Here is a 23,071-nt window from a genome sequence, read left to right as displayed (position 1 = left end):
ACATTATATCCTATTTATTTTGGTGAATTAGGTGAAATTTTAACATTACCTATTTATCTAATAAATGTTAAACCAAGATATATACTTTGGGTAGCATACTAAATTCTATTGTGGAGGCATAGTATGATAGAGAGAATACTTAAGGATCTAGGCCGAATAAACGGGGTAAATGGATCTTTAGTCGTTGGAAAAGATGGATTAATTATAGAAAGCGAAGTAGCATCAGATATAGACTCCGAACTTGTAGCAGCAATGGCTTCAGCAGTTTTTGGTACAGCTGAAAGGTCTGCTGAAGAAATGAAGCATGATCCTCTGCAACAAGTTATGATTGAAGGTGAAAAGGGTAAAACCTTGATGATCGACGCAGGTGAAGGGATCTTAGTTGTGATAACCGACGTAGATATCAATTTAGGTCTCATCAGGATTGAGATGAGAAGAAGTGCTGAACGTGTCATTGAATTTTTAACATAAGTTGAGGACATTTCCCATCTTTAACAATGGGGAGGATAAAATTGAGAAAACCTTACGTTATTCTTATAGGAAGTGCTTCAGGAATTGGAAAATCAACCATAGCATCAGAATTAGCCAAAGAGTTAGGCATAAAACATCTGATTGAAACTGACTTCATAAGGGAGATAGTAAGGGGAGTAATCGGCCCTGAATATGCGCCTGCACTCCATAAATCCTCCTTCGATGCATATGTAACTTTAAAAGATAGGAAAAGGTACGATGGAAATACCGATGGTTTGATAGGGGCAGGTTTTGAAGAACATGCTTCATTCGTTATACCTGCAATTGAGAAGGTCATCAAAAGAGCTGTGGACGATTATGATGACATTGTTATTGAGGGAGTGCACCTTGTTCCAGGCCTCATTGATATTGATAAATTCAAAGAGGATGCATCCATTCATTTTTTTGTGTTGACTGCTAACGAAGAGATCCACAAGGAACGATTCGTTAAAAGGGCCATGAAAATAAAGCGTGGCGGTAAACACCTCGAATACTTCAAAGAAAATCGCGTGATAAATGATTATCTTGTTGAAAGAGCTCTTGATAATGGAATACCTGTTATAAACAATGAAAAAATTGATAGTACACTTAAAAGGATGCTGACCCTGATAAGGGAGATATGTAAGATCATGCTCTTTAAACACTCAGTTGACCAGCTTGAAGAGGAAACTGATATTATACTGGAAAAATACGGCGGTAGGATAGTTGATGTATCCTACTTCTTACCAGGATTTGGAGAACCCCTAACTCGAAAGGTTAACGTTTACGATCCCGTGGAAGCTAAACGTTTCATTACCCTCCTGAAACAAAATCCAAAACGAAAAAAGGATTTAGAGGGTCTTTACAACCTTTCAGACAATGTTCACAGCCATAAGATCTGTGCACCAAACGAGGATAGCCTCAAAAAGATGATAAAAGAACTGGAAGCAGTTGGATTCATTTTCCAAAAAGATGAAAAAAATCAGGCAGGTTAACCAGTCGCTAATAACAAACATTATTTTTATCTAAACTTTTAGTGAGTTATTTTAGTAAATTATTCAGGAGAGAATTAAATTTGAGCAATATGATGGCAGACTGCCCAGTTTGTAGATCCAAAGGAACCCTTAAAGTCACAAGTAAAACTGAAGAAATACCCTATTTTGGAGAGATACTGGAATCAACAGTTCAGTGCAGCCAGTGTGGATATAAACACTCTGACACCATTTGTCTGGACCAGAAGGAACCTGTAAGATACACTCTAAAGGTTCATAAAGAGATGATGAATGCAAGGATCGTTAAATCACCCTCTGCAACTGTGACCATTCCAGAACTTGGGCTTAAAGTTGAGCCAGGCCCTAAATCCCAAGGTTATGTTTCAAATGTTGAAGGAGTGCTTAACAGATTTGAAGAAGCTGTTGTAAGGGCATTAAAAATGAGTGAAGAAGAAACAATCAGGGAAAATGCTCTGAGGATACTTGAAGATATTGTGAAGGTTAAATCTGGTGAAAAATCAGCCACAATTATCCTTGAAGACCCATTTGGCCACAGCATGATAGACCATAAAGAAGCTGAGCACAGGAAACTAAGTGAAAATGAAATAAAGAATCTTAGGACTGGATTTGCAACCATTGAGAAATGATCCTGTGCATAAGTTAACCCATTTTAATTCTATTAATTATTTTTAATTCTATAATTTTAATTCTGTTAACTTCATAATCATTGTTTTCTGGTTGAAAATTTTTTAAGGCTTAGTCATCCTGATACAATTAATAAAATTTTTAGGGTCTTATATTTTTCTTAAAATTTTATTCCAACGATTGATTCATTGATATCAATTTAAGATATCAATTTTAAATTTATTTTAAGTGAGTTCTATTTTAAGGTTATTTCAGCTTGAAAGAAATCTGTTAAAACTGTACTTGTTAAAACTGTACTGAAAAAATTAGTATATAAAAAATTAAAAATAATTCATTGAAAAGGTTAGCAAAATCTAAAAAATATGTAAAGGGATTGTTTAATGAACTTTCATTTAGCAATCATGTTTAAAGACTTACTGGAAAAATTCATCTTTATCTTCATCAACATCTTTTAATTTAAGTGTCCTTTGAATATCCATGCTTAAAGCATCACAATCTGCTTTTATTGCATCCATATGTTTGAGTAACCTTAATTTCTCTTCGTTTATCCTTTTTATGTTCTTGTAGGGATATATGGATTCTTTAAGCATTTCATACTCTATGGTTGTGTATGGGTACTCGTTGAGCTGTTCGCACACATTTTCAAGGACATCTCCAAGGAACCTGTTCATCTCAACTTTAACTCGTTCCCGTATCATTTTATCGCTGTCTAGGTTCTGCTTCATCAACCTGACAACTTCTGCCTTTGCAAATGGAAGGCCTTCAGAATCTTCATCTTCTTCAGAAGCTTCTTCTTCCTCCCCTTCAGCTGGTTCTCCTTCATCTCCTTCAGCTGGTTCTCCTTCAGAAGTTTCTTCTTCAGCTGGTTCTCCTTTTATAGATGATTCTTGGGATTCTTCTGATTCTCCGGAATTTTTCACTTCTTCTTCATTTAAATCTTCTTCAATATCTTCATTAAATTTTTCTTCTTCGTTAAATTCTTCAATCATTAAATCCCTCCATAATAAGATTTATTTCTATTTTTATCTCACTTATTTTTATCTATGGTGGGACCTATATAAATTTATTGTATTAAATTAAAAGTGACTATGCTAATTTCTATAAGTTCATCCAAACTCATCGAAATTATTAATGCTCAAAGTAAAAATATAAAAAGAGTATAAAGGGAATGTTTCTGGGAAACTTCAGCTTTTGTGCAGATACTACCTAAGTTCCATATAGTTGAATGCAGATCACAGAACCTCAAGACTCATGTCCAAGGCCCGTGCAGAGTGGGTTATATAACCCGTAGATATTACATCAACACCCTTCTTTACATATTCCATAATATTATCCGGATTTATCCCACCTGAAACTTCAATCAGAACTTTATCCCTTAAACCTTCATTTTCAAGGTCTTCAAGTACGTTTTGAACCTCTTCAGGGCTCATATTATCCAACATCACAATATCTGCACCGGTAGCTGCAGCTTCCAGTGCATCGTGACTGTTTTCAACTTCAATTTCTATCTTCTTGGTGAAGCTTGCATAATCCTTGGCCTTTTCCACAGCCTTTTTAACATTACCCACAACTGCAATATGGTTGTCTTTAATCAGAACAGCATCGTCAAGCCTGTACCTGTGAGTGTCACCCCCACCAGCCCTTACAGCATCTTTTTCAAAGAATTGAAGGCCGGGAGTGGTTTTACGTGTTCCTGCCAGGATAATGTTTTTGTTAACCTGTTTAACATCAGCAAGCATCTTCGAAGTCAGTGATGCTATGCCACTCATCCTCATGAGCAGGTTCAAAGCTGTTCTTTCAACTGTGATAATGGATCTTGCATCACCCTGAAGCTCCATTACAACATCTCCTGCAGCAACCAGATCACCATCGTACCTTTTAATGGAGGTTTTTATTGAAAATTCCTTGAATATAGTGTCTGCAAGTTCAACACCTGCAATGACACCGTCTTCTTTGCATATTATCTCAGCTTCAATTTCGAGACCCGGAGGTATCAATGCTTTGGTTGTTATATCTTCAAACCCAACATCATCATAAAGAATTTTAGCTATATCTTGATTCATAGTCTCACTTTTAATGAAATATTCCTGTTCAATCAGGCAGTTGGATGAATTAGGCTCTGAATTCAGGAGCCTGTGATCTTGAACTGCTGTGTTTTACAATTAAATTTTAATGAACATCTATATAGAATTATATAAAATAAGAATATAAATGTTAATATAAAAGCAAAGGCCATTTATGGTTTGTGTTAAGATCACAATATGAACTAAATGATGGTTAATTAAAAATTGTATTCACATCGGATAATTAAGATTGATCCAAATATCTTAATCCAAACCTTATGAAATTAATCTAAGTACAATCCCATATCACGGTGACACATAATGGAACTCATATTTCTTGGAACATCATCTGCAATGCCCTCAAATTACAGAAATCACTCCGCAATAGCTTTAAAAGCCTTTGGAGAGATCATGTTATTTGATTGTGGTGAAGGAACTCAAAGACAGATGTCAAGGGCCAAGTTAAGCCCTATGAAAGTTGATAAAATATTTTTAACACATTTTCACGGAGATCATTTCCTAGGTCTTCCAGGAATAATTCAATCAATGGCATTTCGTGGTAGAAAAAAACCTCTCCATATATTTGGACCGGAGGGACTTTCAAAACTCATTGAAAATATTAAAAACATGGGATACTTCGCACTATCCTTTGAAATACATGCCCACGAATTAAAAAATGGAGTTGCTCTTGAAGAAGAAGATTACATTGTAACTTGCTGCAACACTGAACACTCAGTTCCCAATGTATCTTACTGTATAACTGAGAAAAGAGCCCCAAAATTCCTCAGGGAAAAAGCAGTAGCTTGTGGGGTTAAACCCGGCCCTGATTTTGGGAAACTCCAAAGGGGAATATCAGTCAAGGTTGGAGATGTAACTGTAAATCCAGATCAGGTACTTGGAAAAGAGAGGAAAGGGATTAAAATCGTTTATTCCGGAGACACAAGACCCTGTGACCAGATGGTTGAATTTGCAAAGGATGCAAATCTTCTCATACATGAATCAACCTTTGACAGCAAAAATGAAATGAAAGCCAATGAAACAGGACATTCAACAGCTGCAGAAGCCGCAGAAATCGCCAGGAGATCCGGAGTCCAGAAATTGATATTAACTCATATAAGCACCAGATACAAGGACGCAAGCACACTTGAAAGTGAAGCTGTCTCTGTGTTCAAAAATTCAGTACTTGCAGATGATTTCATGAGTTTTGAGGTGAAGAGAGATGGCAGGAATTAGCTTAATAGATCTCCTCATAATTGGGATTACAGCTGCAAGTGCATTTCTGATCTTTAAAGGACTAACCTACCTTACCCGAAGAACTGGAAAAAAGTGGGGAGTGGAGTTAACCTTCATCCAGGTTTTAAATGAAATAATAAAGTATTCTATAATTGCTGTGGCAGCCAGCATGATGCTGCATGAAATTGGTATCGATATCACGGCCATAATTTTAAGTTTAGGTGTTGTTGGTATTGCTGTGGGTTTTGCAGCAAGGGACACACTTTCAAATTTTATTGCAGGACTTTTCATACTTGCAGACAAGGGTTTCAAGGTGGGGGATGAAATAGAGATATCAGGAAAGCAGGGAAGAGTCACGAAGATGGGTTTCAGAATAACCACCCTTATAACTGCAGACAACAACGTTATAACCATCCCAAACTCTCTCTTTTCAAATGGAATTTACATAAACCGCACAGCACTTGATATGAGAAGGGTTGGCCTGGACATAACCATACCCTACAAGTTGGAACTTGAAGATACACTGAAAGCACTCAAGGATATCTCCTCAAAGGTTGAGGGTGTCTCAAAAGAACCCAACCCCAACGTACTCATAAAAGAGCTTTCAGAAGAAGGAGTAAAAGCCACATTGAATGTCTGGATCGATGACCCCTGGAAGGTGGCGGAGTACAGATCATCCATTTCAATGGAAGTAAAAAAACTGTTGGTTGATAAAAATGCGTAAATACAGATTATATTCCGTGCTAATAATTTCTTTCTGTGCTTTAATTTGTTTTAGCGTTCTCTGGGTAAGTTATGAACAGTCACAGGAAGTGGCACAGGCCCAAACTAATTTGAAAAAGTATCAGGAAAGTATGAGTTCTCCAGTTGATCCACTTGATCCATCCTCTGCAAGTGCTGGTTCCTCATCAATTCTCAATGATGAGCTCATAATCCCAAAACTTGGAGTTGATTGTACAATAAGTTCAGTTACTGTAAACGCATACAACACTGCTTACCATTACCCTGAAAGTGTTGATCCAGGTATGCAAGGGGAATGTGGACTTTTAAGTCACAGAACAACATATTCTGCCCTATTCCGTTACATAAATACCCTCAAGGTTGGAGATAAAGTTATAATAAAGGACAGTTACGCTAAGAAGAAGTACACTTACATTGTAACATCCAATGGAGATGATGTAAGATGGGATTACAAGGAACATCCCATAAAATTTGCCCAAAAGGGAGAGGCGCGTCTTTTACTTGTAAGCTGTCATCCTCCAGGACATAAAAAAGCAGCATGGGTCACACACTGCAAGTTACAGTCCACGTCTGATATTTAGACCCCCCATGGACTGTGTTCATTTTTTTTATTGATCATTTTTTACAATTTTTAGGGGTATCTGAATTTTTTTTTAATGAATTTTTTTTAATGAACTTAATTGCCATGGCCATTTAATATCAATTTTAATTCTGTTAATATTTTATTTAAGGTTTTAATTCTGTTAATATTTTATTTAAGGTAAATAACCAATTTTGGTTCAGTTATTTCACTGCTTCAGTCCACAAAATATAAATAATGGTGACCTTACTTTAAATTCATATTTATACAATTTATGACTGGAAACTTGGAAAGGTGAAATATTAAGAGTTTATTAACAATAAAATTTTTATTAACAATGAAACTTCCATATTAATAAGTATTTAAGAGAACAGTGAATAAGTATTATAAAAATAAGGATTGAACTAGGGAATGGATTGAATTGTTAATTTTTAAACCTTTCCACAAGTAAAAAAAGAAACTAAAAAAAAATTTCTATGATTTAAAAGTAAATCAGAGGAGTACAAATGGTAAAAATCGAAATAGACAAAGAAGCATGTGTTGGATGTGCATCCTGTGTTGAAGATTGTCCAAACGATGTCTATGAAATGGATGATGACTGGAAAACCAAGGTCGTTAAAGAAGAAGATTGTATGGCCTGTTTATCCTGCCATGAAATTTGTCCAGCTCAAGCAATGGAACATAAGGACATACATGTTGCTAAAAGGCTTTACATAGACAGAGACGTGAATGAAGTGATTAAAAAAATAGTGTGAGGAGATTTCCATGGAAATAACGAGGGAAGAAAAAGAAGTATTAGGAAGTTTTAAACCTGAACTCATCCCTGCGGAATGCGGTGGCGATATAAACGACTATGAAGAAGCTCTTCACGTTCTCATGAAGTTTATGGGCTCAATGTCCAGCGCACTTGAGCAGGTTTCAGGTAGAGGTGCAAACGCCATTGTTTACCAGGCAGGTAAACGAATGGGACACGAAGCAGGCAAGCTCGTTGAAAAAACAGACAACCTTGAAAAGGCCATGCAGGAATTAAGCGAAATTTTAGGTATAGAATTTTACTTCGATATGTGGAAACCTGCAGACCAGACAGAGTACACCATAGAAAAAGGGGATGAAACAGTTGTTAAACTAATATTCAGAGACTGCGTTGTAAGGCAAACACTTAGAAGAACCGGATTACAACAGAAAGGACCCCTATGCTACCTGCTCTACGGTTACACAGTAGGTGCAGTTGAAGAGGTTATGGGAATTCGTGGAAAACTGGATATAGACCATGTAGGACCAAATGCCTGTCTTAAAACATTAACAATAAAATGGGGTGGTAAATAATGGTGAAAATCGCCCTTGAATGGCTTGCAAGCTGTGCAGGCTGTGAATTATCAATTTTAGATCTTCATGAAGAACTTTTGGACCTCCTGGAACATGCAGAAATAGTTTACGCACCAATACTCATGGATGTGAAGGAGATACCAGATGATATTGATATTGCAATAGTTTCTGGATCCGTTAGAAATGAGGACAACAAGGAAAGACTTCAGGAACTCCGTGAAAAATCAAAAACACTCATAGCATATGGAACCTGTGCCTGTTACGGTGGAATTACATGTATGGCTGACCTTTACAGTCCAGAGGATCTTTCAGCCAGAAGTTTCTCAGATAATAAAAGTACAGAACCTGCAGAACAGCCATCTGAAGTTGTTCCTGAACTCTTACCAATAGTGCATCCTGCAGGGGACCTTGCAGATATAGATTATTTCCTTCCAGGATGTCCTCCAAAAGAGGGTCTCATAAAGGACGTTTTAATACCTCTTATAGATGGAAAAGTTCCAGAAATTCCTAAAAAATCTGTTTGTGCAGACTGTCACAGGCAGATGGATCATGTTGAATTTGACAAACTCAAAAGAAGGGTTGTTGGAGACATGGATCCTGAGAAGTGTTTCCTGAGTCAGGGATACATCTGTCTTGGATCTGTAACCCTTGGAAGATGTGGTGCAATGTGTTCTGCTGCAGGAATTCCATGTCATGGATGCGGAGGTCCATCCCTGGATGTGCTGAGGGAGCCGAACCACGATGTTTACAACTGTCTTGTAAACAGGATAGCTCACCTTTCAAAGATGCCACACAAAGATGTGGAAAAGCAGATCTACGATAAGGGTCATTTAGTCTACGGATTCGTTATTGGAAGTACCATAATGGAGAATAAGAAAGTTTCATTGATCCCTCAGCTGATCAAGAAATAAACTATTAATAAGGTGATATAAGATGAAACAGATAGAAATAAGCCCGGTAACAAGGATTGAGGGACATGCAAAAATCACCGTTCAACTGGACGACAGTGGAAATGTTTCAGATGCTCACTTCCATGTTATGGAGATAAGGGGATTTGAAAAGTTCCTTGAAGGTGCTGCAGTGGAAGAAGCACCACGTATAACCCCAAGGATATGTGGTGTCTGCCAGACAGCCCATCACATAGCATCAGCAAAAGCAACAGATGCAGTTTTCGGACTTAAACCACCAGAAACAGCAGAGAAATTGAGAGAATTAATGCTTCTGGGTCAGTACGTTCACTCCCACTCACTTCACTTCTACTTTTTGGGAGCACCAGACCTTGTAATGGGTCCGGATTCAGACCCAGCTGAAAGGAACGTTCTTGGAATTATAAAAAACAACCCTGACCTTGCAAAGATGGCAATCAAGACCAGGGCAGTTGGTCAGCATATAACCAGCATCATCGGAGGTAAACCAGTGCATCCAGTTACAGCTGTACCTGGAGGTCAGTCAAAGGGATTGGATGCTGAAGGAAGGGATAAATTACTTAACGACGCAAAAGAATGCGTTGGACTGGTTGAAGCTGGTGTTGAAGTTGCAAAACCATTGTTTGAAGAGTATGCTGATGCAATTGAAACGTTAGGTCCTGTTGAAACCTACTTCGGAGGATTAACCTCTGGTGGTAAGCTTGGATTCTACGACGGTCAAATGAAGGTCATTGATAAGGAAGGCAGTATGGTTCATGAGTTCGAATCCAATGATTACCTCGATTACATAGAAGAAAAGGTTCAGCCGTGGTCCTACATGAAGTTCCCATTCCTCAAACAGGTTGGTTTCCCAGACGGCAGTTACAGGGTTGGACCCCTTGCAAGGCTTAACATCGTTGATGAGGTACCAACAGAAAAGGCAGGAGCTCTCTACGGTGAGTACAAGGACAAGTTTGGAATGGCACAGAACCCTCTTCTCTACCATTATGCACGTTTAATAGAACTTATGTACTCTGCAGAACGTGCAGTTGAGTTACTTGAAGATGATGCAATTGTTGGAGAGGACATCAGACAGGGAGTGGACAGTTTAATGACACGTGCAGAGGCCAAAGAATCAAATGAAACTCTAAGGGGTGTTGGTATAATCGAAGCTCCAAGGGGTTCCCTGATACATGACTACGAAACTGATGGTGCAGGAATAATTCAGAGAGCCAATTTAATAGTTGCAACAGGTCAGAACAACCTTTCAATGGATATAGGAGTAAGAGAAACCGCCAAAGCATTGATACATGGTGAAGAAGTATCTGAAGGTCTTAAAAACAGGCTTGAAATGATAATAAGGGCTTACGATCCATGTCTCTCCTGTGCAACCCACATGATAAATGGAGAATCACCTCTACTCGTGGACATACACGATGCCGATGGAATTCTCGTTAAAAGACACGTGATCTAATTTTTTGCACCTTAAACCCTATTTTTTTAATTTTTCTAGGGTTTACATTCTTTTAATTATTTTTTAAAAATTGTTTTTAATTTAGTTACACCCCAATCATGAGGAATAATAGTATTTCTATTGTGAGTAATAGTTCTATGATAAAGATATTGGTATAATCATCTGAATTTTATTAAAAATTTTTTAAATCTATTAAAAAGTTTAGGATGAGTCTAAAGATTTTTCATAAAACTTGGATATTTGCAAAAAATTATAAAACCCGATGTTCAATCTAGTTTTAGAATAGAATTTCTAGACTTTGATCTTGTTCACACATCATTAAACCAGAAATTAATCAAAAAAATTAGTAACAAATAATTTAACTCTTTAACTGCGAAGTGATCCTATGAAAGACCCTGAAATGCAAAATCAGCTTGAAAGAAGTGTTAATAACCTGAACAAGGTGGAAGGTGTTGATGGCAGTCTAATAATTGATAGTAACGGTGTGATTTTATATCATAAGCTTTTCAGTAGTTCTGATATTTCCCTCTTCGGTTCAATGGCAAGTGTGATCACAAGTTCATCCAGGAGGCTTTTAAATTCTGCAGACCAGGGGGAAATTGAAAGAGTTCTTGTGGAATCTAAAAATGGTAAAGCCCTTTTTTTCCACCTTGAAAAGGTCAATTTAATAGTTCTGATGAAGATATCTGCAAATATTGGAATGGTGATGGTATCTGCTAAAAGAGCTGTAAAAGGCCTGAATGAAATTTTAAAGGACTTTGAAACCTCCGAATCTGAAATTCCTGTGGAAACCCCTGAAAAATTAATGGAAGAAAGGGTTGAAACTTCACAACCTGATACCCCTGCAATGGAAGGAATTGATGTTAAACCAGAAATCGGTTCTGAAACATTAGTTGCAGAAGCTTCAAAACAAGAAGAGGTTTTAGGGGCAGTTGTTTCTGAAAAAACTGAAGAAATCCATATGGAAGATTTAAGTCTGGGAAAAAGTCTAGAAAAGGATTTAGAAGAAGATTTAAAAGAAGATTTAACTTCAAAAGAACTGTTAAAACTTGAAGAAAAGGTTGAAGTTCCTGAAGAGTTTGTAGAAAGTTTAAAAGAAGTTGTAGATGGTGGGGATTCAGAGCAAGATCTTGATGTAGATACCAGGGAAAATTCAGAGGAAATTGTTGAGGTAAAATCATCAATTCCAATTATAAAACCTCCAATAACATTCCCAAAACTTCCAGATAATGTGAATGTACCTGAAGATCCCCAAGAAAGGGCAGATCTCATCATGGATATATACAGATCCATATTCCTGGCCATGGCAATAGGTGCGGGTAAGATCATGGGGCTGGCACCTGCAAAGGGACTTACAAAGAAATTTCTTCCGGTTGAAGAGTATCCTAAGCTTCTTGAAGGTGTTGAAGTTAAAAACAATTCCACAATTGATTTTGATAAGATCAAAGAAAATGCCGAGAAGATACCCATAAATGAACGTCAAGAAACATTTATAAATGATTTCACAGGAATAATTACAGTTATAACTGAAAATTATGGTAAAGTAATGGGTTATGGTGCCTTCAGAGGAATGGTAAGACGGGAGTTTCAGGTAATAACCACATCCTATGGTGGTGCAATGAAAGAGCTGGGCATAACAGAGAATATCCACCCTGAACTCAGCAGTCTCCTTGAATGAAGTTAAATAAATCTTATCCATTTAATTCTTTGATAATAGAAGGATAAGATCATATTATCCATAAAATTCACTTTTTAATTAATAAAATTAAAATCAAAACTTAAAAAGCATTTAAATCCTTTTTTATAAATTTTATAAAAAAAATTTGTATTAAATGATTCAAATGAATTATCTAAAAAAAAATGTCTGCACAAAATAATATACGCAGATTTTACAAATATCATTTGTAGATAAAAATAAAATGTAGAGAAAATGGTGATGAAATGAATGGACCATGGGTTGAAAAGTACAGACCACAAAACCTCGATGAGGTTGTGGGTCAGGATCATATAATTCACAGACTTAAAAGGTACATAGATGAAGGCAGTATGCCCAACTTGATGTTCACAGGCCCTGCAGGTGTTGGAAAAACAACCACTGCAATTGCACTTGCAAAGGCCGTGCTCGGTGAGTACTGGAAGCAGAACTTCCTTGAGCTGAACGCTTCAGATGCCAGGGGAATAGACACTGTGAGGAATAACATCAAAAACTTCTGCAGACTCAAGGCTGTTGGAGCCCCCTTCAGGATCATATTCCTGGACGAAGTTGACAACATGACCAAGGATGCACAGCATGCCCTGAGAAGGGAAATGGAGATGTACACAAAGACTTCTTCATTTATACTCTCATGTAATTACTCCTCAAAGATAATAGATCCTATACAATCCCGATGTGCTATCTTCAGGTTTGCACCGGTTAAGGGCAACCAGATCATCAAAAGACTTCAAAAAATAGCTGAAGCAGAGAACTTGAAGACCAGCCCCGGAGCTATTGAAAGTATTGTTTACTTCTCAGAGGGAGATATGAGGCGTGCTGTGAACATACTCCAGGCATCTTCATCCAGAGATGAGGAACTCACTGAGGAGAGCGTTCATGAAGTTGTATCAAAGGCCAAACCAAAGGATGTTCGAAAGATCGTGAACAAAGCCCTTGACGGTGACTTTATGGGTGCAAGGGACCTTCTACGTGAGGTTATGGTTGTTCAAGGTACAAGTGGAGAGGATATGGTAACCCAGATCTACCAGGAAGTTTCAAGGATGGCCATGGATGACCTGATACCTGGAGATAAATATATACGATTGATAGAAAGTATTGGAGAGTACGATTACAGGATAAGGGAAGGATCAAATCCAAGGATTCAGCTTGAAGCTCTCTTAACCAAATTTTTATTAAAATAAAGGGCAGAAGAAAATGTTGTGGACAGAAAAATACAGTCCAAAGAACTTTGATGAAGTTCTGGGGAACGTCAAGGTTAAAAAGGAAATACTCGAATGGGCTGAGGAGTGGTTGAAGGGCAATCCACAAAAATGTCTGCTAATTGTGGGTCCGCCAGGTACCGGTAAAACCACAATGGCCCATCTGGCTGCAAGGGAATTTTCAGAACACATAGAACTCAACGCCAGTGACAAGAGATCCTACGACATAATCGTTAACACCGTTGGTGAGGCTTCAGTTTCAAGATCACTTTTTGGTGAGGGTTTAAAACTCATAATACTTGATGAGGTGGATGGAATCCATGGAACAGAGGATCGTGGAGGTACCAGAGCAATAAGTAAAATCATCAAGGAGGGACGTCACCCCCTCATAATGATGGCAAACGATCCCTACAGTAAAAGGCTCAAAAGTCTTAAAACCAAATGCAACGTTATAAATCTCCGTAAGGTTCATACCAACTCAATAGTTGCTCTTTTGAAGAGGATATGTGTTAAGGAGGGAGTTAAATTTGAGGAACATGTGCTTCGAAACCTTGCAAAACGTTCAAATGGAGACCTTCGATCTGCAATAAACGACCTGGAAGTTATGGCCCGTGGAAAATCTGAAGTCACCTCGGAAGACCTTGATATTCTCTCAAAGAAGGATGATGTTGCAAACATATTCGATTCTGTGCGTGTGGTACTTAAAAGTAAAAACATTCACAGGATAAAGGATGCTATGAAGTTAGAAGCTGAACCTAATTTCATACTTGAGCTTGTGACTGAAAACATTCCCCGGGAATATGAAAAGGCCTATGAAATAATTGATGCATATGAAATGGTTTCACTTGCGGATACATATCTTGGTCGGGCTTTCAACACCCGTGTTTACTCCTACTGGAAGTATGCATATGATTTGATGAGTCTGGGAGTTGCAGTTTCAAAGGATGAAACCTACAAGAAGTTTGCACGTTACACCAATTCATCAGTTTACAGTATGCTTTCAAAAAGTCGTGCAAAACGGGATCTGAGGGATAGGGCTGCAGTTAAGATTGGAGAGAAGCTTCACACCTCTAAAAAGGTTGCACGTGAACAGTTCCCCTACTTCGAGATCATGTTCCAGGACGATGAAGTGGCCTATGAAATGACAGATTACTTCGGACTGGCAGATGATGAGGTTAAACTCTTCCGTTCAAAGAAGATACCCGTTAAAAAGATAGAAAAAGCCCGTGAAAAGGCTAAGAAAGAAGCTGAGAAGGAATCCAAAAATGGGATCGATGAGTCTCTTAATTTCAATTTGAAACCTGAAAATCTTAAAAGTTCAGCTAAAACCCGGAAAACTAAATCATCCACACCCTCTGAGGAAAAAACTGAAGAAAAATCAGACAAAAAATCTCGAAGATCCACTTCAGTATCTAAAAATTCTAGAGAGAAAGTTGAACCTAAAAAAGATGATGAATCCAAAAAATCAGATGAAACTAGGGATAAAAAGGGAAATAAAGATAAACAAACCTCTCTTTTCAGTTTCTAGATCTGATCCCAATTCTTAATGTACCCTATTTCCACCTTTTTTATTCCTTAGTTCTCCTTCTACCTTTTTTATTCCTTAGTTCTACTTCTTATTAGAAATTTGATGAAAACAATTAATTAAGGATAATTAAGCTTATAAATAGTGTTGTATTGATTTTACAATGCTTAAAAGTAAAAATTAAACCTAACTTATTAAAAATTTTAGAAAAAATACCAAAAAGGAATCTAAAAAAGACGTTGAAAAAAACTTCATGAATGATTAACTATTAAATATGATTTTCTTGAATGAATTCTGCAGATTTGAGGATGTTCTCCCGCACATCTGGAATGAAATCCCCTAAAAAATCTATTAAATCTTTTGAAAAATCATTTGAAGCCATGTTTTCATTTTTGGTTCCATGTTCCATTGTGTTAAATTCAGTTGTTTCATGTTGGAATCTGCAACTTAAGTCCTGTTTTTCAAGCCATGAAATTATCCATGAATCTGGAACGTTTAAAAGGGGATAAATCAGTTTCATGTTCTGGAAGCTTCCTTTGGAGCTTGGAGAACATATTCTACCACCCATAAGGATAATATCAACTATTTTAATTGATTCTGCATCCAGGGTGACAGGCAGTGCAATTGAATCTGCACCCGAACCCTCGGAATCTTTTAAAGAGCTGCCGAATATGAATTCAATACCGTATTTTCTTTTGTAAGGCTCTAAAACTGTGAGCAGAGCATATTTAAAACAGTTTTTTTCCACAACATTTTCAGCTTCATTATCAAGAATAAATATTTTATCATTGGGGTTTAGGGATGTTTTAAGGTTTCTTGAAGCCCTTGTACATATTTTCTGGAATATTTTGGACCTTACAACATGTTCATCTGGGAATTTTCCCAGGAAAAGTTCTTCCTTTCTTCTTGAAAATCTTGAGAACTTCAGGTTGTTTATGAAAACATGCCCATCCATTATGCTGACGAACCTTGTGTCCACGCCAATTCTATGTAAAAATTCGGCCTTTTCTATGCTCATATTACCACGAATACCCTAAAAAATAGCTTTGATGATTCAATTAAAAAGAGTGGAGTTTTTTAACTCAATCCTCTTCTTCTTCCTTTTTACGCAGGGATTTACTTGTAACTGTCTTTTTAATGTCCCCACCGGTTTTTGTAACGGATTTACCAACATTTTCAAGTGTTTTTTTAGCGCTTTCTGTGCTTTTCTGGAGTGGTCTTTCTGCCCTTTCATCTATTTCCTCTTTTTTGAGTTTGAGCATTATCTGGTCTCCCACTTTGTCAACCTCTTCACAGGTTACCTTGAATGAACCTTCAATGCCCATAACACCTGTGGATACCATTAAAGATTTGATGAGCCATGTTTCTGTATCAAACTCAAAATCAGATACTTCTCCAACTTCAAAAAGGTCGCTGTCCAGGACTTTTTTTCCTAAAAATTTCTTTGCTTTGAGTTCCACGTAAACACCCCTATTTTTTAATACTTTTTAACATTAACAAGATTCTTATTTTGGATGATACTATTTATACTTTGCTAATCAAACCTAAAAACCGTTAAATAGGACAAAATGGTTAATTTAACCTTCAAAATGCTTTGGAACATTCAAAAAGTTTTAAAGATATATTTTTTTATTTAAATGAAAAGACGTTCAAATGGAGTTTTAAATGAAAAGATTAATCATATGCATCTGATATAAAAACACATCAAAGGTGGTTTCAAATGTTCAAACTATTTGGAAAATCCAAGGAAAAATCTGATAGAGATGTGCTGGAGGTAGAACTCCAGAAACCTGTTGACTGTCTCTGCGACTTCACGTACAACTTTCACTGGCAGCATAAAGGAGAAAAACTTGATCCAAGCTGGAAAATACCTGATAACAACCAAACATTTGGTGATCTGGTTGAACACCTGAAAAATGGTGGGGATGTGCATATTAAAGGTGATGCGGGTCACAGGCTCTGTTCAAGTATGGGGGCTGACCTCAAATACTTTGGTGGAACTGGTGAAAACATTCCTGTTGGTGATGTGTACGTTGATGGGTCCGTTGATACCAGAATGGGTATAAGCATGGTTGGGGGATCCATTTACGTTAAAGGAAAGGTTAAAGAACCTGTAGGTAACCTGGTTGAAGTTAAATCAGATGAAAATGGTTACAAAAAATTCATATCCATCACTGACATCCTTAAAAATGGTTCAGGACAGGACAAACTCATTGGTTGTCAATTAACAGGTAAAAAATTGATAATTGATGATGGGACTGTTAAGGACACTGTTGGAGCCAGGCTTGATGTGGATGCAGAGGTTTTCATGAGGGGCAACGTTGACCTGAGCACTGGAATACTCATGAAGAAAGGCAGAGTTCGGATCAATGGAAATGCAGGAAAAAATACTGGAGCACTCCTGAACGGTGGAACCATCATTATAAACGGTGATGCTGATGATTTCACAGCGATCGATATGAAAAGTGGAATTATAATTATAAATGGAAATGCTGGGAAATTTTTAGCCGCAAATAAGAAGGGTGGAACTGTACTTGCCAAAAAGGGAACTCCCATACCTCCTGTGTCCCAAAAACCATTGCAGAAATCTGATAGGATGATCCTGCTTGAGCAGGGTTTCAATCCTGAAAAATTTATTAAGTTTGAGTGAGGTTAACCTGAAGATAGCTGTTAAAACATAAACTGAATATTATCAAATTATATAGGGTGCAATGAGCTTAGGAACTAATTACACATTTTTATATTGTATGGAAAAGAAACAATTTACATTGAAAAAGTCTTTTTGATGTTTAAGTTAAAATTGGATTTAAAGATTTGATTTAAAGTAGTATATGGCAGGATAATAGCATGGTAGGACTAGTAGAATTTGTAAGCAACTTCGCAATATCTCTTATAAGTAGTCTTGGTTACTGGGGAGTTTTCATTGGAATGACCCTTGAAAGCGCATGTATACCCCTTCCAAGCGAAATTATCATGCCATTCAGCGGATTCGTTGTATGGCAGGGTAACACCAACATGACACTCTGGGGCATAACCCTCATCGGTGCTCTGGGAAACCTCTTCGGATCCCTCATAGCCTACTTCGTAGGTTTAAAAGGGGGAAGACCTTTTCTTGAAAAATACGGTAAGTATGTACTTATAAGCCACAGCAAACTCGAACTTGCAGACCAGTGGTTCGAACGCTACGGATACGAAGCTGTGCTCATAAGCAGGGTGCTTCCAATTATCAGAACGTTCATATCACTTCCTGCAGGAATTGCACACATGGACCTCAAGAAGTTTGTGATCTACACCTTTTTAGGTTCACTGCCATGGTGTTTTGTTCTGGGTTATATAGGAGTTCAGTTAGGTCCAAGATGGGAGATTATAAAGGGCTACTTCCACATACTAGACATAATCGTGGCAATTGGAATAATTGCATTCTTAGGATACCTGGTTTACCACTACAAAAACACAACAAATATAGATTAACATGTTAACTTTAACATGTTACTCTTAGTTACTCAAGTGATTCTACTCAATTAATTCTATTTATTTTAGTTAATACTGAATTAAATCCTATTTATTTTAGTTAATGTTCAATTAAATCCTATTTTAATTAACTATTTAATTAAAACTGATTTTGGGTTTATTATTTAATTGTTCTTATTCTAGCCCATATTTTTAGTTTTAACGTCTATTTGAAGTTTTTACAGGGATATGGTTACATCAGTGATGTCTTTAGGCAAGGATTTACATCAAAATTCATCGAAAAATGGGCTATTCAAAAGATCAGTGATGTTTTCAAAAAAAGATCTTTGTATCACAACATTATTTATAGAGTTTACCCACAGATATTGGATCAATGAAACTAAAAAAGAGGAGATTGAAATGAAGGGTATGAGTACCTGGAAGTTAAAATTAAGACTTTGGGCAGCTAGTGTGCTGCTATTTGGGCTTCTTTATGTTCTTGTAATGCTTATAAGTTATTACTTTGGATTTGGAGGGCCTGGAATATATGCTTTATTCGCGATAATTATAGTCTTCGCCCAGTACATGCTCGGTCCTAAGATGGTTGAGATGACCATGCATGTCCACTACGTATCTGAGGCTGAAGCTCCCCATTTACATGCAATGATCGAGGATCTTGCAATTAAGGCAAACATCCCCAAGCCAAAGGTTGGAATTGCTGAAATGAACCTTCCAAACGCATTTGCATTCGGCAGAACCAAGAGAGATGGAAGGATCTGTGTAACAAGAGGAATAATGAATCTTCTTGATGAAGATGAGCTTGAAGCTGTGCTTGGACATGAAATGTCCCACATAAAACACAGCGATATGATTGTGATGACCATGATAAGCGTTGTACCCCTTATCTGTTACTACATATTCTTCAGCACCCTGTTCTCAGGGGGAGATAGGGATAATGGAAGTGCAATCATTGGAATTGCAGCTCTCGGTGCTTACCTGTTAGGACAGCTTCTCGTCCTATTTGTTTCCCGTGCAAGGGAATACTACGCAGACCAGGGCAGTGTTGAGCTGGGATGCAAACCCCACAAACTTGCAAGTGCCCTTTACAAACTCGTTTATGGATCTGCTAAATTCAACAAAGATGAGTTGAAGGAAGTTGAGGGTGTGAAGGCATTCTTTGTTAACGATGTATCTGATGCACGAAACGAAATAAACGACCTCAGGCAGCTGGATATTAACATGGACGGCATTATAAGTGAAGCAGAACTTTCTGAGTTAAGGTACACCCCTGCAAAAATAAGTACTGCCAACAAATTAATGGAAATCCTTTCAACCCATCCAAACATGGTTAAAAGGGTTAAAAGACTGGCAGAATTGAGTTAACTCAAAAAAATAACATGATTAGGAGGGATAATTGAATTTAAAGGTTTTCATGCTTTAAATTCTTTTATTAACTTTTTTTAGTACTGATATTATTTTTTTTGGTACCTACCTATTTTCTATTAAATAGTTTTTAAAGTGTTTTAGTTCTATAAAATTTTTTAAATTATGGAGGATTTAAGAAATATTAAAAGTGTTAATTGAAACTGTTAATCTTATTGAAACTTTATCCTGGTTAATCCAGATGAATAAGTGAATTTACAAGTTAATTATCATTTATAATTTCTTGAACACGTCCTACTTGTCCATCTTGAAGTCTTACCTTTATTCCATGAGGGTGGAATGAAGATTTGGTTAATATATTCTTAACAATCCCTTTGGTTCTTTTTCCAGTGCGCTGGTCCTTTTTCAGCACTATGTAAACTTCAATCCCTGCTTTTATATCCTTTCTATTTTGTCCGTTCATATTATCACCATTTATTATCATTTAAATTTCTATTTAAAGTTCATCAGTAATATAATTTCTAAAATAAAACTTTATTAGGACTTATTAATAATATTGAAGAATTTTATAAAAACTTATAAAAAACTTTAAGTCTTTCTTTTATATTATTTTATAAAAATTATTTATAAAAAAGTTGTTGTAATGTTGTTTTTCCAGATTTAAAAAAATAATGTGTATTTTAAAAAAAGGTTGTGTGTTAAAAGAGAGGCGTATAAAGGGTTTAATATCCCTTCACAACGCCTATAACATTTTCTCGTGGAAGCCATGTGTTTAAAGGTGTTTTTTCAATGGTGACAACTTGGTAGTACCCATCCTCGTAGATGGTTTGAGTTCCAACAACTTCTGTTTTGGTGTTGTCACTTTTGAGGTAAACCATGGTTCCATTGATTGCAGCCAGTCTCTTCACTATTAAGCCATAATCGGGGTGTTTAGCAACCACAATATCTCCAACCTTGAAATCATCTGTTTTTAGAAGGATCAGGCTCTGTCCATCCTGTAAGGTTGGGACCATTGAGGTTCCATTCACTGTTGCTGGCATTGGCAGTTGGTCCGTTCCAAACTGAGACTGTATCTTAACAGTTGCATTGTAGTTGTATTCCTTTGCAATTGCCTGCATATCTGCCTTGACACTTGAAACTGTGCTGTCTTCATCCTGAATATCCACCAGGGCTTTTTCATTCATCTCAGTTATCATTGCACTTGGAACTGGTAAAAATGAGGATGCTTTGACATTAACACTTGTACCATTGGTATGAACTGTTATACCAACACTATGTAAGTTTTCTACCACATAAAAGGCTGAAGCAGCCGCAGCAATCAGTACTATCAATCCTATGATCAACCATTTATTTGATTTCAAATTATCACCGCCAGTCTCCTATTTCATTCAAAATGTTTTTTGTGTTTTTGATATCCAGTTGGCCTGGTGCTGATTCCTTATCAAGAGATGCAAATGTGATTGGTGAACCAAAAAGAGGTGCAACAACCCTTGTGTATCTTCCAATATTACCCATGGAAATTCCTATTGTATTTTTGACCTGTGAAAGAACTTCCAGTACGATCAGAGTGTCGTTTATACTCGTGGGCATTACAGCAAACTTTGCAATGTCTCCAATTTCAAGTTCCCTTCTTACAACCTTTAAAAGTTCGCTGCAAGAAGGGGTTCTTTTAAAATCATGATATGAAATTATTGTTGATTTTGAAGCTTTTATAATTTTTGATAAGTCTTCTTCAGCCGTCTGAAGCTCTATATCAACAAATTCAGCATATTTTGCACATTCAACTAATATTTTGACCCTTTCTTCTTCTGTTCCTTTAAAAAATCCGCCTTCAGCCTTCATCCTATTGGTTGCAATCACAGGATGTTTTATATCCTTGATAATTCCTTTAACATCCACAGAAAAGGGATCTTCCATTGCATCAATTCTAAGCTCAAGTACGTCCGCCCCACTATTTACAGCATTTTCTACTGCTTTGAATATTGATTTCTCATTTTTTTGAAATATTGGGACACATACCATTGGTTTTTGAGTCAATTCTTAGCACATCCTGATAAATTGAAGTTTTTATGATCATGTATGGTTATCCATAAACTTACTGAAAACTCTAAACCTATTGAAGCAAGGTTTTAAATTTTAGCATTCTTTATCTATATTTTTATGATAACTCAATAAAGATTTGATATGAATATTGATGATTTGATATGAATATTGATCCATAAATATTCCCCCCTATGTTCCAGGTTTTTAATGAAAGTTTTTAATGATAAGTTATTTTCAAAAAAATAGGAATGAAAAATGGGAAGATTTTTTTGAGTTAATTTTAGGGCCAATTTAACTGTACCATTAATGTGTCTTATAAAAATATATAAAAATAAGTTCGCCCAATATAAGGCTGACGTATGAATTTTGGACTCAAAGACCCAAAAGATCATTGAATTTTATCATATGAAAAAAATTGAACATCATATATGAACATGGTACCATTCAAAAGGGTGTATCATGATTCAAACATGATTTTTGTTCATGATTTTAAATTCACAAGGGTGATAACTTGAAGTTAACTTCAATTGGTGCAGATATATCAGGGAACGATGTCTCATGTAGTAAAAAACTTGTAAAAAACCTTGAAAGGGATATTCCTTCTCTCCTTGATATAGGTGCAAAAAAAGCGGCTCTTACAAACATCACCGGAGATGATGTTGTTATAAGTGCCTTTGTAGAGGATGCAAATCTTCAGTCAGTCAATGCAGGGATCGTTGACATACTCCGGAACAATGCAGAAAGCATGGGAGATGTGGATGGAATATCAGAAACTCCTGAAGGAGCAGGGGAAGGTATTTCCTATGCTGAAGCAAAAATACGGCAGGACAGATATCCTGATGGAATAATTATGGCCTTCGACACCTACGGGGGTGAACCCTTCGTTAAAAAGGTTGCAAAATCAGCAATGGATGCTGCAAGGGGCATGGAAAATGTTACAGATGTTGGTGGCGGTGGAATGGATGGTATCCGTAAAATACCTGGTGTGGGATACGTTTCAGATGAAACTGATGATCCTGTTGTGATTGCAACTATAGAAGATATAGAAAGTGTTGGAGTCGTTGCAGGTGCCATGGTTGGAGCTGCACTTGGAAACAAAAATGTTTACTTGGTCACGAGAGGTACACCTTCCTACGTTATTCCTGGAAGTGTTATAGTATCTGTTTCAGCCTACATGAACGGGAATGTTATGGACCTGGCAGTGCCACTTTCATCTCGAATGAGGATTTTAGGATAAATTTATAGGGGATTTAAGGATTGAGATGATTGAATCTGTTGAGATAATAAATAACTTAAAAGAATAGCTTTA

Annotated in this window: 24 protein-coding genes; 17 read left to right on the top strand and 7 right to left on the bottom strand. The window is 36.8% G+C overall.

Going from position 1 to position 23,071, the window contains the following annotated elements; all coding sequences use genetic code 11:
• Nucleotides 1-123: 123 nt before the first annotated feature.
• The 3 genes from J2756_RS09180 to J2756_RS09170 all read left to right on the top strand — a co-directional run bounded on the left by J2756_RS09180 (nucleotide 124) and on the right by J2756_RS09170 (nucleotide 2,128).
• Nucleotides 124-471 carry a roadblock/LC7 domain-containing protein gene (locus tag J2756_RS09180; RefSeq protein ID WP_209585016.1) on the top strand — a complete coding sequence of 116 codons (348 nt, stop codon included), beginning with the start codon at nucleotides 124-126 and terminating at the stop codon, nucleotides 469-471.
• Between the two features lie 41 nt (nucleotides 472-512).
• Nucleotides 513-1,484: a 3H domain-containing protein gene (locus tag J2756_RS09175; protein ID WP_209584901.1), complete on the top strand. Its 972-nt coding sequence runs from the start codon at nucleotides 513-515 to the stop codon at nucleotides 1,482-1,484.
• 89 nt (nucleotides 1,485-1,573) lie between these two features.
• Nucleotides 1,574-2,128 (top strand): ZPR1 zinc finger domain-containing protein, encoded by a 555-nt coding sequence (locus J2756_RS09170; RefSeq protein WP_342593130.1) that lies wholly within the window; start codon nucleotides 1,574-1,576, stop codon nucleotides 2,126-2,128.
• 411 nt (nucleotides 2,129-2,539) lie between these two features.
• Here J2756_RS09170 and J2756_RS09165 read toward each other — a convergent pair whose 3' ends face one another.
• Entirely contained in the window at nucleotides 2,540-3,046 is a 507-nt protein-coding gene (locus tag J2756_RS09165) for a hypothetical protein (protein ID WP_394357548.1), read from the bottom strand.
• Nucleotides 3,047-3,358: 312 nt separating this feature from the next.
• Nucleotides 3,359-4,189: a carboxylating nicotinate-nucleotide diphosphorylase gene (nadC, locus tag J2756_RS09160; RefSeq protein WP_209584895.1), complete on the bottom strand. Its 831-nt coding sequence runs from the start codon at nucleotides 4,187-4,189 to the stop codon at nucleotides 3,359-3,361.
• Nucleotides 4,190-4,510: 321 nt separating this feature from the next.
• Between nadC and rnz the strand changes: the two genes are divergently transcribed.
• The 10 genes from rnz to J2756_RS09110 all read left to right on the top strand — a co-directional run bounded on the left by rnz (nucleotide 4,511) and on the right by J2756_RS09110 (nucleotide 14,889).
• Nucleotides 4,511-5,422: a ribonuclease Z gene (rnz, locus tag J2756_RS09155; RefSeq protein WP_209584893.1), complete on the top strand. Its 912-nt coding sequence runs from the start codon at nucleotides 4,511-4,513 to the stop codon at nucleotides 5,420-5,422.
• Nucleotides 5,409-6,146 carry a mechanosensitive ion channel family protein gene (locus tag J2756_RS09150; RefSeq protein ID WP_209584891.1) on the top strand — a complete coding sequence of 246 codons (738 nt, stop codon included), beginning with the start codon at nucleotides 5,409-5,411 and terminating at the stop codon, nucleotides 6,144-6,146. The genes rnz and J2756_RS09150 overlap by 14 nt, the downstream gene beginning before the upstream one ends.
• 130 nt (nucleotides 6,147-6,276) lie before the next feature.
• Nucleotides 6,277-6,744 (top strand): class E sortase, encoded by a 468-nt coding sequence (locus J2756_RS09145; RefSeq protein WP_245316014.1) that lies wholly within the window; start codon nucleotides 6,277-6,279, stop codon nucleotides 6,742-6,744.
• A 505-nt stretch (nucleotides 6,745-7,249) separates the two neighbouring features.
• On the top strand, nucleotides 7,250-7,498 hold the full coding sequence (locus J2756_RS09140) for a 4Fe-4S dicluster domain-containing protein (RefSeq protein WP_209584887.1): 249 nt from the start codon (nucleotides 7,250-7,252) through the stop codon (nucleotides 7,496-7,498).
• A gap of 10 nt (nucleotides 7,499-7,508) precedes the next feature.
• Complete coding sequence (locus tag J2756_RS09135; protein ID WP_209584885.1) at nucleotides 7,509-8,069, top strand: hydrocarbon binding protein (contains V4R domain); 561 nt, start codon at nucleotides 7,509-7,511, stop codon at nucleotides 8,067-8,069.
• Nucleotides 8,069-8,980, top strand: a complete 912-nt coding sequence (locus J2756_RS09130) for an NADH-quinone oxidoreductase subunit B family protein (RefSeq protein ID WP_209584883.1) — start codon at nucleotides 8,069-8,071, stop codon at nucleotides 8,978-8,980. The genes J2756_RS09135 and J2756_RS09130 overlap by 1 nt, the downstream gene beginning before the upstream one ends.
• 22 nt (nucleotides 8,981-9,002) lie before the next feature.
• Nucleotides 9,003-10,448, top strand: coding sequence for a Ni/Fe hydrogenase subunit alpha (locus J2756_RS09125; protein ID WP_209584881.1), 1,446 nt, complete (start codon nucleotides 9,003-9,005; stop codon nucleotides 10,446-10,448).
• A 385-nt stretch (nucleotides 10,449-10,833) separates the two neighbouring features.
• Nucleotides 10,834-12,126, top strand: a complete 1,293-nt coding sequence (locus tag J2756_RS09120) for a roadblock/LC7 domain-containing protein (protein ID WP_209584879.1) — start codon at nucleotides 10,834-10,836, stop codon at nucleotides 12,124-12,126.
• A 263-nt stretch (nucleotides 12,127-12,389) separates the two neighbouring features.
• Nucleotides 12,390-13,343 (top strand): replication factor C small subunit, encoded by a 954-nt coding sequence (locus J2756_RS09115; protein ID WP_209584877.1) that lies wholly within the window; start codon nucleotides 12,390-12,392, stop codon nucleotides 13,341-13,343.
• A 13-nt stretch (nucleotides 13,344-13,356) separates the two neighbouring features.
• Nucleotides 13,357-14,889: a replication factor C large subunit gene (locus J2756_RS09110; RefSeq protein ID WP_209584875.1), complete on the top strand. Its 1,533-nt coding sequence runs from the start codon at nucleotides 13,357-13,359 to the stop codon at nucleotides 14,887-14,889.
• Between the two features lie 265 nt (nucleotides 14,890-15,154).
• On the opposite strand, the gene J2756_RS09105 is transcribed toward J2756_RS09110, so the two are convergent.
• On the bottom strand, nucleotides 15,155-15,904 hold the full coding sequence (locus J2756_RS09105; protein ID WP_209584873.1) for an ATPase: 750 nt from the start codon (nucleotides 15,902-15,904) through the stop codon (nucleotides 15,155-15,157).
• A gap of 64 nt (nucleotides 15,905-15,968) precedes the next feature.
• Nucleotides 15,969-16,346 (bottom strand): PRC-barrel domain-containing protein, encoded by a 378-nt coding sequence (locus tag J2756_RS09100; protein ID WP_209584871.1) that lies wholly within the window; start codon nucleotides 16,344-16,346, stop codon nucleotides 15,969-15,971.
• Nucleotides 16,347-16,606: 260 nt separating this feature from the next.
• Between J2756_RS09100 and J2756_RS09095 the strand changes: the two genes are divergently transcribed.
• From J2756_RS09095 to J2756_RS09085, 3 genes are all read left to right on the top strand, one after another.
• Entirely contained in the window at nucleotides 16,607-17,536 is a 930-nt protein-coding gene (locus J2756_RS09095) for a hypothetical protein (RefSeq protein WP_209584868.1), read from the top strand.
• A gap of 197 nt (nucleotides 17,537-17,733) precedes the next feature.
• Entirely contained in the window at nucleotides 17,734-18,357 is a 624-nt protein-coding gene (locus J2756_RS09090) for a DedA family protein (protein ID WP_209584866.1), read from the top strand.
• A 399-nt stretch (nucleotides 18,358-18,756) separates the two neighbouring features.
• The gene (locus J2756_RS09085) at nucleotides 18,757-19,719 is read left to right on the top strand and encodes a zinc metalloprotease HtpX (protein WP_209584864.1); all 963 of its coding nucleotides are present in this window, start codon (nucleotides 18,757-18,759) and stop codon (nucleotides 19,717-19,719) included.
• Between the two features lie 262 nt (nucleotides 19,720-19,981).
• Here the strand turns inward: J2756_RS09085 and J2756_RS09080 are convergent, their stop codons facing one another.
• The 3 genes from J2756_RS09080 to aroD all read right to left on the bottom strand — a co-directional run bounded on the left by J2756_RS09080 (nucleotide 19,982) and on the right by aroD (nucleotide 21,756).
• Entirely contained in the window at nucleotides 19,982-20,182 is a 201-nt protein-coding gene (locus J2756_RS09080) for a YwbE family protein (RefSeq protein ID WP_209584862.1), read from the bottom strand.
• Nucleotides 20,183-20,441: 259 nt separating this feature from the next.
• The gene (locus J2756_RS09075; RefSeq protein WP_245316013.1) at nucleotides 20,442-21,080 is read right to left on the bottom strand and encodes a S24/S26 family peptidase; all 639 of its coding nucleotides are present in this window, start codon (nucleotides 21,078-21,080) and stop codon (nucleotides 20,442-20,444) included.
• Nucleotides 21,081-21,084: 4 nt separating this feature from the next.
• Nucleotides 21,085-21,756 (bottom strand): type I 3-dehydroquinate dehydratase, encoded by a 672-nt coding sequence (gene aroD / locus J2756_RS09070; RefSeq protein WP_245316012.1) that lies wholly within the window; start codon nucleotides 21,754-21,756, stop codon nucleotides 21,085-21,087.
• A 517-nt stretch (nucleotides 21,757-22,273) separates the two neighbouring features.
• Between aroD and J2756_RS09065 the strand changes: the two genes are divergently transcribed.
• The gene (locus J2756_RS09065; protein WP_209584860.1) at nucleotides 22,274-22,999 is read left to right on the top strand and encodes a hypothetical protein; all 726 of its coding nucleotides are present in this window, start codon (nucleotides 22,274-22,276) and stop codon (nucleotides 22,997-22,999) included.
• Nucleotides 23,000-23,071: the final 72 nt, after the last annotated feature.

Origin of the sequence: Methanobacterium aggregans, assembly GCF_017874455.1 — an archaeon.
Lineage (GTDB): Archaea > Methanobacteriota > Methanobacteria > Methanobacteriales > Methanobacteriaceae > Methanobacterium_C > Methanobacterium_C aggregans.
This window is presented reverse-complemented; position numbering and strand designations above follow the sequence as displayed.